This is a genomic window from Gilliamella apis (genome assembly GCF_002142155.1).
Lineage (GTDB): Bacteria > Pseudomonadota > Gammaproteobacteria > Enterobacterales > Orbaceae > Gilliamella > Gilliamella apis.
Genome location: NZ_NASD01000009.1, coordinates 84,588 through 98,475 on the forward strand (window position 1 = coordinate 84,588; position 13,888 = coordinate 98,475).

Consider the following 13,888-nt stretch of genomic DNA (forward strand, 5'->3'; position numbering starts at 1 on the left):
TCTTTTTGTTTTAAATGATAAAAATAACTTGCAGTAAACTATCAAATTTTGGGGTCTTATTCAAGACCATTACACATAATTAGGCACGAATTAATCAAATAGTTTTTAACCATAAAAGAAATCACAAACAATAATCAATAAAATCAATTGGTTAATGTAATTAAAAATTTTACTCTCAGCATAAAAATAACCACTGCATTAAGTAAAAATAATTCGTTATAATAATAGATTATTAGCATGGTACATCATTAAATTAAGTAACAATTACATAGCGAAGATTTTATCGACCATAAACCTAATATATATTATCCTAGCAATAATATATGCTAGCTTATTTTAGTTACAAATTTTTACTATCATAAGCTATTTGTTGGCAGTCCGACTATGAGAATCTGCGATAGATTTGATACATTGAATACAAAAGATTAAAGAACTAACACACTATGACAGATAACCAAGATTTTACCGACCACACACCAATGATGCGCCAGTATCTAAAGTTGAAAGCTGAAAACCCAGATATTTTATTGTTTTATCGTATGGGTGATTTTTATGAGATGTTTTATGAAGATGCCAAACGTGCTTCACAACTCTTAGATATTTCGCTAACCAAACGAGGCTCGTCTAATGGTCAACCTATCCCGATGGCAGGAGTACCTTATCATGCGGTTGAAAGTTACTTAGCTAAACTCATTTCACTTGGTGAATCAGTCGCAATTTGTGAACAAATCGGCGATCCCGCTACAAGTAAAGGGCCGGTTGAACGTAAAATTGTTCGTATTGTTACTCCCGGCACTGTAAGCGATGAATTATTATTAGAAGATCGTAAAGACAACTTACTTGCCTGCATATGGCAACAAAAACAGCACTTTGGCTATGCCACTTTAGACATAAGTTCAGGTCGCTTTTTTGTATTTGAATGTGATAATCCGGAAGCAATGCAAGCTGAATTACAGCGAACCAGCCCAGTTGAGTTACTCTACCCTGAAGACTTTCCATCAATGTATTTAATCGAAAATCGTCACGGATTAAGACGACGCCCAATTTGGGACTTTGATCTGGAAACCGCCAAACAGCAACTTAATTTACAATTTGGTACCAATGATTTAGTCGGTTATGGGGTGGAAGATTGCCATTATGCCTTATGTGCAGCTGGCTGTTTATTGCAATATGTCAAAGATACCCAACGCACAGCCATGCCACATATTCGCTCAATAGTTAAAGAATCTTCAGTTGATTTTGTGGTGTTAGATGCCGCCACTCGTAGAAACTTAGAGATCACCGAAAACCTATCAGGTGGTACTGAACATACTGTGGCCGACATTTTAGATAAAACCCAAACCGCTATGGGTAGTCGAATGCTTAAACGTTGGTTACACTCGCCAATTCGTAATTTGGCCATTTTAGAAAATCGACAACAAGCCATTAAAGAGTTACAAAATGATGTCACCGACCTTCAACCGCTATTAAAGCAAATTGGTGATCTTGAACGAATTTTGGCAAGATTAGCACTACGAAGTGCTCGGCCACGCGATTTTGCTCGGTTACGTGATGCCTATAACCTATTACCACAACTCCAACAACAGTTAGCGCAATTTAATGCACCATCACTTATTGCATTACGCGCCAAAATTAATCAATTTGATCAAATTGCCGATCTGTTAAATCGAGCAATTATTGAAGCACCTCCGGTAATTATTCGTGATGGAGGTGTCATTGCTAACGGTTATAATCAAGAGCTGGACGAACTGCGTAATTTAGCAGATGGTGCAACCAACTATTTAGAACAGCTCGAAATTCGCGAGCGTGAAACTTTAGGCATTGATACATTGAAAGTTGGTTTTAATGCGGTTCATGGTTATTATATCCAAATTAGCCGTGGCCAAAGTCATTTAGCACCAATCCATTATACCCGAAGACAAACACTAAAAAATGTCGAACGCTATATTATTCCTGAGTTAAAAGAGTATGAAGATAAGGTCTTAACCTCAAAAGGCCGTGCATTGGCACTTGAAAAACAGCTTTATGAACAACTGTTCGATCAACTGATACCTGAATTAGCCAATATGCAAACCAGTGCAGATGCGATTGCCGAACTTGATGTACTGACTAATCTTGCTGAACGAGCCCTAACACTCAACTATCATTGCCCAACATTAACCAATCAAACAGGCATTGAAATCAAAGATGGGCGACACATTGTGATAGAACAAGTATTACAAAAACCATTTATCGCCAATTCACTATCTCTCTCATCAGATAGACGAATGCTGATTATTACTGGCCCAAATATGGGCGGAAAAAGTACTTATATGCGCCAAGCAGCATTGATCGTCTTACTCGCTTACATTGGCAGCTTTGTTCCAGCGTCTAAAGCGACAATTGGCCCTGTTGATCGTATATTTACTCGAATAGGGGCATCAGATGACTTAGCTTCTGGTCGTTCAACCTTTATGGTGGAAATGACCGAAACTGCCAACATCATGCATAATGCTACGCCAAATAGTTTAGTTTTAATGGATGAAATTGGGCGTGGAACGTCAACTTATGATGGTCTGTCACTAGCATGGGCATGTGCTGAAAATTTGGCTAACCAAATCAAAGCGATGACTCTATTTGCTACCCACTATTTTGAACTAACTCAATTGCCAGAACAAATGCTAGGTGTTTATAACATCCATTTTGATGCCATAGAACACGACAATACCGTCGCTTTTATCCATGAAGTCTCAGAAGGTGCAGCTAGTAAGAGTTTTGGTATAGCAGTAGCAGGACTTGCAGGTGTACCGAAAACCATCTTAAAACGCGCTAAACAAAAACTAAAAGAGCTAGAAGTCATCTCTAAACATTCAGCTAATAGCCATATTGAAAGCTCACAACTTACCTTTATTGGCGACACAGAACCATCAGAAGTCGAACTAGCCCTACAACAGATCGATCCTGATGCTCTAACGCCAAAACAAGCGTTAGAAACCATTTACCAATTAAAAAAATTACTTTAACTAATCAACAATAATAGTAAATTAATAAAAAAACCGCCATTAAATCAATAATGGCGGTGATAATTTTAGAATTTTGGTTTGGTTTATTTCCAAAATTTCTTTTTGGAGGTTTTACCAATACCCGGATTGAAACTATTAGTTGGATCTAACTCATGGTAAAAGTTTTTTAAATCTGAATTAGCATGATACAAATGGCCAACATTATGTTCAGCTGGATATTGCGCTCCACGCTGATCGAGTATCACCAACATCTCTTCTTCCACTTTTGAACAGTCAGTACCTTTTTTAGCTAAATAGTCTTGATGGAAAACCGAACAGAAAAAATGACCATAATATAATTTATGAATAAAATGCTGACTAATACTTTCGGGCAAGGTTTCAAACCAATCTTTATCATTGCGTCGCAAAGCGATATCTAACGCGACTAAATCCTCAACTGTTTTAGTATGCACATTACGATAAACTGTCGCAGCACCAGCAACGGCAAAACGGTGCAACATTGCTGCTTCGGCTTCCTTATCATTACAACGAAAATAGCTTCCATTACGCTTATTTGTTGGACTATTGGCAAAATAATCCTTTAAAAATGCCTCAGCTTCGGCGATACCATCGTCAGACATTTTCAAAATTAAATGGTGTTCATAACTGTCACGATAATCACGCATTGATTTAGGTAAATGGTTGGGTAACAACTTACACACATTTACCGCAAACCAATCGGAAAAACTGCCAGAAAAAAAAGGTGTTTTTTTCACAATACGATCAACCAAATTCTTAAACGCATACAAACGAGGAATCATATCTGTCCCTAACTTCTTAATTGCTAGGAAAAGATGCTTACCATATACCGCCGCAATATCAAACGCATCACGATGAATATACTCGCCAGATACTGGCAAATTTTTAAATTGTCCTAAAATATGACGACGAATATCATCCAGTTCATTGGTATTATTCGTGCCAATATAAAACACTGCAGTGTTTTCTTCTAATGGAAACGTATCTAACCGTACCGCAAATACCATTAAACGCCCAGCACTACCAGATGCCTCATAGTGACGAGCTGGATCGGCATTATATCGAGCCGGTGTATCAGCATCTATCTGTCGTACATGATCGCAATAATGGTGATCATGCCCTAACCCAGCATTCGGGTTAACATCTTTATCGGTATAAACACGATTTTGTAGATTTTGTAATATTTCCTCGGGCGTATCACCTAATTCAATACCTAAATGATTAATCAAATGTAACTGCCCTTGCTCATCCAACTGAGCAAATACTGCCATTTGAGTATAAGCCGGCCCCCTTTGAATTAACGCACCACCGGAATTATTACAAATCCCACCTAACACTGAAGCACCAATACATGACGAACCAATTACAGAATGTGGTCCTCGATGATATTTTTTTAGTTCTTTTTCTAAATGAAATAATGTACTACCGGGCAAACAAACGACCTGATCGCCATTTTCAATGACTTGAATTCCATCTAATCGACGAGTGCTTACAATAACTATCGGTCTATCATAATCATTACCATCTGGTGTGGAACCACCCGTTAAACCAGTATTAGCAGATTGGGTTATTACAATAACATCAGCTTCAACACAAGCTTTTAAAACTTGCCATTGTTCTAATAGTGTGCCTGGTATAACCACCGCTAATGCATCCCCTACTCCAAAACGAGCACCTTGGCGATAAAGTAAAGTACGACTAGGTTCAGTTAAGGTATATTTATCACCAACAATACTTTTTAACTTCGCAACAAGATCTGATGTATTATTTACAGTCATTTTGGTTCCCTTATTTAGATTGGAATTAGACAAATATCAAATTCATTTTGATTATATTATAACCAATTAAATTTATTGAAAAGAGCGCTTTACACTTTATAGAGAGAAAGAACAAAACTGACACAAAAAGCTAAAAAGAATCAAAAATAAAAGATAATCATTAGTATTATTGAAAGGTTAAGAATGAAGATTAAAGTTTTATCGAACAAGATCTACAATTTTGAATTTTAAAACCCCCTTTCCTCAACTTTTTTCCTAAAAAACTCTTTTAACCTATAAAAATACTTCCACAAAAAATTAAATATCCGGTGTTTGAAATTATTCTTTTTTAGTTTTTTAAATTCTTGGATTGATTTTATTAATGGTACATCTGTTTTGGATATTTTTTTCGGTTTCTTTGGCTTGCTAATATTTTTATTTTTTATTCGATTCTCTATAGCGCCAACAATACTAACCATAACAACAAATAATATAATTAAAAATTCAGAAAAAACAAAGGAAAATACCTGTTCACTATTGCCGCTAGTAGTATAAAATCTTGTAAATGCTACAGCAGCATTGGCATCTGTGATACTTAGCAAAAATAGAATGAGAAATAAATAAACACTTTTCAAATTTAACATTTGTTTATCACTATTTTCTTAAATAATGACTGAAAAGAACTATACCAAAAATATAAAATTTACAGATAAATTAAACAATTTTAAATTTTTTTCAGTAAGAAATCCTTTAATTTTTGCAATTATACTACTTTAGTAATTTAGGTATTAAATTATTTAGATAACCTAAACATTGTTGCATTATAGATTTCATAAAGTCATAATTAAAAAAATATAATTTAATGGATTTTATTAATGGCCGGACCAACATTTCAAACTAATCCTATTGATCTTTCAACTTTACTTAATGAATGCCATACAGGAAAATTACAATTACCTGATTTTCAACGAAGCTGGGTATGGGATGAAGATAGAATAAAAAGTTTAATCGCTTCAATATCACGTTCATTTCCTATTGGTGCATTAATGACCTTATATACTGGTGGACAAGTTGAATTCAAACCCCGAATAATTGAAGGAGCACCTGAAAAAGCAAAATATGAATCGCCACTTTCACTACTATTAGACGGTCAACAACGAATAACTTCAATGTATCAAGTAACAATTCGAAAACAAGTTGTTGAAACAATAACAGCTAAAAATAAAAACGTTAAACGCTGGTTTTATATTGATATAAAAAAGGCCTTAGATTCTAATATAGATAGAGAGGAAGCAATTCTAAGTATTCCTGAAGATAAAAAATTAACAACTAATTTTGGAAGGGAAATTGAGTTAGATATATCATCTGCTGAAAAAGAATATGGTAATTTTGTCTTTCCAATGACTGAAGTTTTTGATTGGGATGAATGGCAAGACGGTTTTGATAGCTATTGGTCCGGTGATATAAATAAATCCAACCGAGAGCTGTTTAGACAGTTTAAAAAAGAAATTTTAGAAAACTTTAAATCTTATAGAGTTCCTGTTATAGCTTTAGATAGAGAAACGAGCAAAGAGGCAGTCTGTGTTGTATTTGAAAAAGTAAACACCAAAGGAAAAGCACTTGATGCTTTTGAATTAGTAACTGCAATTTATGCTGCTGATGGACATGAATTACGAAAAGATTGGTATGGTGATCAAACTTATTCGGGTCGACAAAAACGTTTTGCTAATACTTATCGTTTATCAGGACGAAAACAAGGTATTATCGGCAATGTTTCAAACACAGATTTCTTGCAGGTCATTTCACTTTTTTATACAAGAGAAAAAAGACGACAAGCAGAACAAGCAGGAAAACAGGGTAAAGAGTTACCAGCAGTATCTGGAAATCGTCAAGCTTTGCTAAATCTACCATTATCTGCCTATAAAAAATATGAAAAACAAGCAGAAGAAGGTTTTCAAAAAGCAGCAAAATTCCTCCATTTATTAAATATTTATGAGATTTATGATCTACCATACCAATCACAAGTTGTCCCTTTAGCAGCAATATTAGCTGATATAAAACAAGATGATTGGGAACATGGAACTATTCGACGAAAATTAGAACAATGGTATTGGAGTGGTGTATTTGGTGAGCTATATGGTTCTGCGGTAGACTCGCTCAATGCTCGTGATTTTATACAAGTACCAGATTGGTTAAAAGGCGGAGAAGTACCTTTAACTATTAGCGAAGCTCAATTTAGACCAGATAGGTTAAAAACGATGAAATCTCGTTTATCTGCAGCTTATAAAGGTGTTAATGCCTTACTAATGAAACAAGGTGCACAAGATTTTAGATCTGGTCAAAAATTTGATGATACAGTATTTTTTGGTGATGCAGTTGATATACATCATATATTCCCTAGAATCTGGTGTAATAAGCAAGGAATTAAATCAGAAATCTATGACTCAATTATTAACAAAACGCCACTTAGCTATAAAACTAATCGTAAAATAGGTGGTGTTGCACCTTCACAATATTTACTAACATTAGAAAATGGTAATGCAGACTCACCTCAAATTTCGCCTAGCATATTAGATGGATATTTAGAATCACATTGTATAGATCCTAAATTATTAAGAGCTGATGATTTTAATGGGTTTATGGAAGATCGACAAAAAAAATTATTTTCGTTGATTGAAGAGGCAATGGGTAAACATAAAGAACGAGAAGATTAACTCTGATTTAATTCTTTGTATATTTAACTAGTTAATATCTTAAAATTTAGACAAATATTAAAAAGTATTGGGAATACAATAACTAAATTTTATCTTAATTAATATGATGAAAAAATTTTATTTACTGATTATTTTCTTATTACCATTTTACAGAAGTAACTCTGCAATGGCCGAAGAAAAAGCTATTGAGGTAAATCCTATTAAGGAAGCATCAATAGTGACAAAAATAAATACTCAGTCTCAATACACTTCTTATGACCTGATAAAAAATTTATCCAGGGATGATGCGCTAAAGAAATTTCCTTCCTATAAAAAAGAAACATATATTTTAGGAACTAATGAAGGTCTAATAACAGAATTTAGGATAGGCCTGCTTAATATTTTCAAACCAGACGAAATTAAGCAGGGGAAAATTAAAATAACAGAAATAACTTGGCAAATTAATGCTAAAGAAAATTTAACAGTTTGGTATCATTTACAAAAAGAGCAATGGTTGCCTATTGACCATTATATTTGGGATAAAGATCTGCTGTTTTAATCTGTTAAAAATAGTTTGCCACCAATAACAACACTATCTAAAATTTAATAAAACGATTTGAGCAAACTATTTTTTAGTTACCCGCGACTATATTAATAATTTTATTATCTATTTGAAATAGCATTCTTTAATCCAATTTAGGATGCTGATCAACCAATTCTTGCCTTTTATTTTGTAGTTCTTCGATTTGTTGATCAATATCTTCAACTTCACCCTCGATAGAATCAAAATGTTCAGATAAGAGTGCTTTGGCCTCATGGCGATTAGCCGCAGTTGGAGTCGTATTGTGCAATGGTTTTTTAGCTGTTTCGTGCATTGCAAGACCAGTAATAACACCAATAAAACCTATCATCATTAAGTAATAAGCTGGCATAAATAAATTGCCGGTTGCTTCAACTAACCATGCCACTAGTGTTGGTGTTAACCCAGCAACGATAATCACAATATTAAAAATACTGGCAATGGCACTATAACGAATATTAGTTGGAAACATTGCCGGCAATATTGAAGTAATAATTCCAGTGAAACAGTTTATGAATAACGCTAAAATAAACACCCCTAAAAAGACGAGAGGAATATGCTGGCTATTAATTAACACAAATGCTGGATAAGACAAAAGCAGTAAGCCTATACTACCAATCAATATAAAGGGCTTCCGACCTATTTTGTCACTTAATAAGCCAACTATGGGTTGAATAATTAACATCCCAACCATAATAGCAATAATAATTAGTAAGCCGTGCTCAGTATCATAATTGAGGTTATGTGCTAAATAGCTTGGCATATAAGTTAATAATAGGTAAAAAGATACATTAGTCACAATTATCAATCCGGCACAAATTAAAATATGTCGCCAATATTGGCTAATAATTTGCTTTAGTGCAGTAGTTGATGAAGTTTCAGCTATGTTCTCTGATTGTCTGGCATCGAGGTGTTGTTGAAAAGTTGGGGTTTCTTCTGAAATATGGTGCAATATAAAGCTAATTATACCTAAAGGTAAAGCGATTAAAAATGGGATACGCCAGCCCCAATTGTACAATGCCGACTGACTAAGTAGCATAGACAAAAATACCACTAGCCCTGCCCCTAAAATAAATCCAACCATTGAACCAAAATCAAGCCAGCCACCAATAAAACCTCGTTTACGATCAGGTGAATATTCAGCAACTACCGTTGCTGAACCTGAATATTCGCCTCCGATTGAAAAACCTTGAGCTAATTTAACAATTAATAACAGAACTGGCGAGGTAACACCAATCGTTTCATAAGTGGGGATAAGGCCAATACAAAACGTGCTTAATGACATAATTACTAAACTAATCGATAACACTTTTTGACGGCCAATATTGTCACCAATTAAGCCAAAAATAATGCCACCTAATGGACGAATGAAAAAGGGAATCGAAAAAGTTGATAGCGCAGCAATAATTTGTACACTAGGAGATATATGAGGAAAAAATATCTGTCCGATAATATAAGCCAAAAAGCTGTATACCCCAAAATCATACCATTCAATAGCATTACTAAAAGCAGATGCCCAAGTCGCTTTTTTTAATTGATTATCATCAATAATGGGAATATCAGTAATATCTAACGGTTTTTTCTTAATTTTATTCACTTTTGCCATTAAATACCGCCTTTTAAATTAATCAATATTAAGATTTAAATCCAAATAATTAACTTTAATCAGCTACTATGCCAAACAGAAGTAATTATCATTACCAGACTTGATGTACTTTTCTGTTGAAAGTGTACAATTATTATTAATAGAAGGTCATATCACAATGATTGATATAGTAAAAAGATAAAATCATAAAGTTATAAAACTGTATAAAAAGTAACACTAACAAATAATTAGAGTTTTCTAAGTGACTAGATAAAGAATTAAGTTAAAACTTTAATCACATATAATTGCAAATTTAGTTTTGTTTATACGAATAATACACCAAAGAGTATAACCAAAATTATATACCTAAAATCAGCAAAAAAAACGCTTTTATCACATCATTTTATCATCTCCTTTTTTTGATCATGTAATGAGGTCTATAGCTAGTAACCTTATCTATAATCCTTTAAAATGATATTACTTAAACTGATGAGGTATTCCCTATGCGTTGGAGAAACCAAAGAGAGAGTGATAACATTGAAGATCGCCGCTCACAATCAGGAAGTGATATTGGAACAAGGATTCCAATTGGTGGTAAAGGTAAAATTGTTTTATTTATTGTCGTGTTAGTTGCTGGTTATTACGGCGTTGATTTAACTGGCTTACTGAATAGCAATCTGATTGATTTAGACGATACCACATCCATATCATCAACATCGCCTGTTGATAATAGTTCTATAAATAATAATGCAACTAAATTTACCTCAACTATCTTGGCCAGTACTGAAGATTATTGGAGTCAAGAGTTTCAACAATTAGGTAAAACCTATATTGCGCCTAAATTAGTTCTTTATAGTGGTGCAACTCGAACTGCATGTGGCACAGGTCAAGCAATGATGGGGCCATTTTATTGTAATCTCGATCAAACGGTTTACCTTGATCTATCATTTTATCAAGAGATGAAACAACGCCTAGGTGGCGGTGGTGATTTTGCTCAAGGCTATGTGATTGCCCACGAAGTAGGACATCATGTACAAAACTTACTTGGAATTTTGGCTAGGGTTGAACAATTAAGGCTAAATCAATCTAACGAAACCAGTAACCAGTTATCAGTCAAGCTTGAACTACAAGCCGATTGTTATGCTGGATTATGGGGAAATGCTATGCAAAAACAGAATATTTTAGAGATGGGTGATATCGAACAAGCCTTAAATACCGTACAAGCAATTGGCGATGATCGCTTACAACAGCAAAATAATGGTTATATAATTCCTGATAGTTTTACCCATGGTTCATCAAAACAACGTTATAACTGGTTTAAACGTGGTTTTGATAGTGGAGCAATTAATCAGTGCAATACATTTATTCAATAAGGAAATTAAAAAGGAAATAAGTATGTCGAAAAAATTAGTCAACCGAGTTTTATTAGTTAATGATGATGGAATTGATGCACCTGGGATCCGAATTTTAAAAAGTATTGCTGAAAAGATCGCCAACGAAGTTTGGATAGTCGCACCAGTTGTTGATCAAAGTGGTGTTTCTTGTTCAGTTAGTTTGAAATCACCATTTCGCGTACAAAAGCGTAACCAAACAGAATATGCAGTTTATGGTACACCGGCAGATTGTTCGTTATTTGCCATCAAATCATTAATGGCGAAACAATTGCCTGATTTGGTTCTATCTGGGATTAACAATGGTTCAAATTTAGGCTTTGAAACTGTATTATCAGGAACGGTTGGCGCCGCAATGATGGCTATGACACTCGGTGTGCCAGCAATCGCATTGAGTCAAGTGAGTAGTGAAGACAATATACCAACAGATTGGCATTGTTCAACTCATCTTGCTGAGTCAGTGATAAGACAATTGCTATCCCTAACGACACCAAAGAATACTTGTTTTAATATTAATTTTCCTAATTGCCGAGCAGAGCAAATAAAAGGAATTAAAATCACCAAACAAGGGACTGCTGATGTTAGCAAATTTGTGGTTGCTGAAACACAAGATCCTGAAGGCCATGAATATTTTTGGTTTAGAGCACAACGCAACCAAAATGTGCTTGATGATGATAAAGAGCTCGATGCAGCCAATAATGGCTATGTCGCGATTACACCATTACATTATGAACGTACTGATTACGACTTTTATCAACAAATAAAAGCTACCTTTAACGTTTAACTTTTTGTTTGATGGAATTAATGCGTCTTCCTTGATTAGCTAAAAAATCAGGAAGACGTAAAATATAAATATAAAGCTTTTGAAATTATTTCTTAACCAATGCACAAAAGACAAAAGAAATAGTAACCATCACTAAGCCAATCCAATAAATTATTTCATGACCATATGCTTGTGATGCAAAACCTTGAATAATCCCAGCCAAAATAATACTACAAATAATGCCATTATTAAATAAAGTTGAAGCAACGCCCATTCGAGTTGGTAACAAATCTTGGAAATAGATAATACCAATATTGGCAACGATGCCAATAAATAGTGCGTTAAAAAGCTGCAATACATATAACATGGTTGGGTCAGTGAATAAAATCATACCAATATAAAATAAAATTCCGCAAATGATAGCGATAAAAAATAGATTGCGCTTACCTAATGCGGGTACCATATAACCAGCAATTATCATTACTGGAATCTCAATCCCTGCAGCCAACCCCATTAACGCACCAGGTAATGAATCAGAAAGATGCAATACCTTTTCAACATAAATTGGCATATCGATAATATACATCATATTAGCAGTCCACATAAAAATAGTAGAAAGTAGCAAACACATCACATTACGATTAGTAAAAATTGATTGATTAGCGGTAGCTAACTGACTAGGACTAAGTGAGCTGATTGACTTCTTTTCTACTGGTGGTAAAAAAACTGCTACTACAAACATGGATATGATAAACATCGACATCGCACATAAATACATTGAGGTAAAACCATAATGGATAGCTAAACCAAATGATAATGGCGGACCAATAACCCATGCCAATGATAATTGTGCTCTAATCAATGAATTAAAGGCAACGGCATTTCTGCCACTTTTTTCAGCATATTCGCGCGCCATAGCAAAAACTTGTGGCATGGCAGCCGAAGCTAATGCTGCAAAAAATACGCCTAATGTAATTAATACATAATAGTTACGCGAATAAGCAAAAATCAGACTATTTGCTAACCCCATCAAGCAACAAAAAATAACAATCTTACGTCTGTCACCTTTGTTGTCTGAATATTTAGCTAGCAAATAACTACCAATAATACTGGCTAATGCATTAATTGAGAAAAATAAACCTACTAAACGAGGGTCAGCACCCACTTCAAATGATAAGAAACGACTTAAGGTAGGTGATTGCAATGCACCAGCGACACCAATAATAAATGTAGTTACTAAAAAAGCGCCAAAAATTACGCTCGGTTTTCGAAGAGATGATGAAGTCATAATAGGAACTTAACAATATGATAATGTGTAACAATTATATCCCTAAAAGTAGTGCGAATATAGGCTTTAGTTAGATCATTAGCTAATTATTCAAGCAATAGTTAATTTTAATAATAAAATAAATTTGTGCTAATCATTTTTTCACCATTAAATTAATCATTCTAGTTTGGAATAAAAATCTTATTTCAACATTATTCTTTTAATCGATTTTCCCAATTCATTACTTAACCAACTTTCTTTGATTTTTATACTATATTATTAAAGAAATAACTTAATACAGTAATAAATTAGTTATCTTTAGGTAAACCTTGCTTAGGTGATTACCGAATTAATAAAAAAGCAAATTGTTCGTAAGGAAGATAAAATTTATTAACTAAATCAAATTTCTTAAGTAAATTATCAATAGTATTAGAATTTTGTACTATTAAGCTTCGTCAAGTTAAATAAACATTTATGTTAAGATTGCCAATAATTTGTAATCCTCATGACGTAGTTTTAGATCTCTTTTCTAATATAGAAAGAACTCTTTATTTGATGATTAAATATTAGTAGTAATAGAGGATAACAAATGAGTTTTTTAAGAAGATTTCTTAATTTTAATTCGAAAAAAGACAAAAATTTAATATTTTTAATTATCCAAAAACCCCTTTCCTCAAAATTTTTAAACATCATTCTTAATGCAAAAATTTGAGCCAAAAAAGTTTTGATATCTTAGTTATTAATGAAGAAGCAAATAGATAAGTGACATGGTTTAGTAAAACTAAAATAATATATAAACTTGGTAAATTGATTTGAATCAATATGATAGATA

General features: G+C 33.7%; 9 protein-coding genes. 5 read left to right on the forward strand and 4 right to left on the reverse strand.

Annotation, left to right across the window (positions count from 1 at the left end):
- Positions 1-443: 443 nt before the first annotated feature.
- The gene (mutS, locus tag B6C84_RS06020) at positions 444-3,002 is read left to right on the forward strand and encodes a DNA mismatch repair protein MutS (RefSeq protein WP_065614317.1); all 2,559 of its coding nucleotides are present in this window, start codon (positions 444-446) and stop codon (positions 3,000-3,002) included.
- Positions 3,003-3,085: 83 nt separating this feature from the next.
- Here the strand turns inward: mutS and dld are convergent, their stop codons facing one another.
- On the reverse strand, positions 3,086-4,798 hold the full coding sequence (gene dld / locus B6C84_RS06025) for a D-lactate dehydrogenase (protein ID WP_065614164.1): 1,713 nt from the start codon (positions 4,796-4,798) through the stop codon (positions 3,086-3,088).
- A gap of 227 nt (positions 4,799-5,025) precedes the next feature.
- On the reverse strand, positions 5,026-5,421 hold the full coding sequence (locus B6C84_RS06030; RefSeq protein ID WP_086354194.1) for a hypothetical protein: 396 nt from the start codon (positions 5,419-5,421) through the stop codon (positions 5,026-5,028).
- Positions 5,422-5,652: 231 nt separating this feature from the next.
- Here B6C84_RS06030 and B6C84_RS06035 point away from each other — a divergent pair, with 231 nt between their 5' ends.
- Positions 5,653-7,491: a GmrSD restriction endonuclease domain-containing protein gene (locus tag B6C84_RS06035; protein ID WP_086354193.1), complete on the forward strand. Its 1,839-nt coding sequence runs from the start codon at positions 5,653-5,655 to the stop codon at positions 7,489-7,491.
- A 166-nt stretch (positions 7,492-7,657) separates the two neighbouring features.
- Positions 7,658-8,029: a hypothetical protein gene (locus tag B6C84_RS06040; protein WP_086354192.1), complete on the forward strand. Its 372-nt coding sequence runs from the start codon at positions 7,658-7,660 to the stop codon at positions 8,027-8,029.
- Between the two features lie 127 nt (positions 8,030-8,156).
- Here the strand turns inward: B6C84_RS06040 and proP are convergent, their stop codons facing one another.
- Positions 8,157-9,656: a glycine betaine/L-proline transporter ProP gene (gene proP / locus B6C84_RS06045; protein ID WP_065614167.1), complete on the reverse strand. Its 1,500-nt coding sequence runs from the start codon at positions 9,654-9,656 to the stop codon at positions 8,157-8,159.
- A gap of 482 nt (positions 9,657-10,138) precedes the next feature.
- Between proP and ypfJ the strand changes: the two genes are divergently transcribed.
- Positions 10,139-11,008, forward strand: coding sequence for a KPN_02809 family neutral zinc metallopeptidase (gene ypfJ, locus B6C84_RS06050; protein ID WP_086354191.1), 870 nt, complete (start codon positions 10,139-10,141; stop codon positions 11,006-11,008).
- Between the two features lie 22 nt (positions 11,009-11,030).
- Positions 11,031-11,810 carry a 5'/3'-nucleotidase SurE gene (gene surE / locus B6C84_RS06055; protein WP_165755153.1) on the forward strand — a complete coding sequence of 260 codons (780 nt, stop codon included), beginning with the start codon at positions 11,031-11,033 and terminating at the stop codon, positions 11,808-11,810.
- 85 nt (positions 11,811-11,895) lie between these two features.
- Here surE and B6C84_RS06060 read toward each other — a convergent pair whose 3' ends face one another.
- Positions 11,896-13,077, reverse strand: coding sequence for a sugar efflux transporter (locus B6C84_RS06060; RefSeq protein WP_086354189.1), 1,182 nt, complete (start codon positions 13,075-13,077; stop codon positions 11,896-11,898).
- Positions 13,078-13,888: the final 811 nt, after the last annotated feature.

Coding starts and splice junctions, on each gene's coding strand:
- dld (WP_065614164.1), bottom strand. CDS start 4,798: ATGACTGTAAATAATACATCAGATCTTGTTGCGAAGTTAAAAAGTATT.
- B6C84_RS06060 (WP_086354189.1), bottom strand. CDS start 13,077: ATGACTTCATCATCTCTTCGAAAACCGAGCGTAATTTTTGGCGCTTTT.
- surE (WP_165755153.1), top strand. CDS start 11,031: ATGTCGAAAAAATTAGTCAACCGAGTTTTATTAGTTAATGATGATGGA.
- B6C84_RS06040 (WP_086354192.1), top strand. CDS start 7,658: ATGGCCGAAGAAAAAGCTATTGAGGTAAATCCTATTAAGGAAGCATCA.
- mutS (WP_065614317.1), top strand. CDS start 444: ATGACAGATAACCAAGATTTTACCGACCACACACCAATGATGCGCCAG.
- B6C84_RS06035 (WP_086354193.1), top strand. CDS start 5,653: ATGGCCGGACCAACATTTCAAACTAATCCTATTGATCTTTCAACTTTA.
- ypfJ (WP_086354191.1), top strand. CDS start 10,139: ATGCGTTGGAGAAACCAAAGAGAGAGTGATAACATTGAAGATCGCCGC.
- proP (WP_065614167.1), bottom strand. CDS start 9,656: ATGGCAAAAGTGAATAAAATTAAGAAAAAACCGTTAGATATTACTGAT.
- B6C84_RS06030 (WP_086354194.1), bottom strand. CDS start 5,421: ATGTTAAATTTGAAAAGTGTTTATTTATTTCTCATTCTATTTTTGCTA.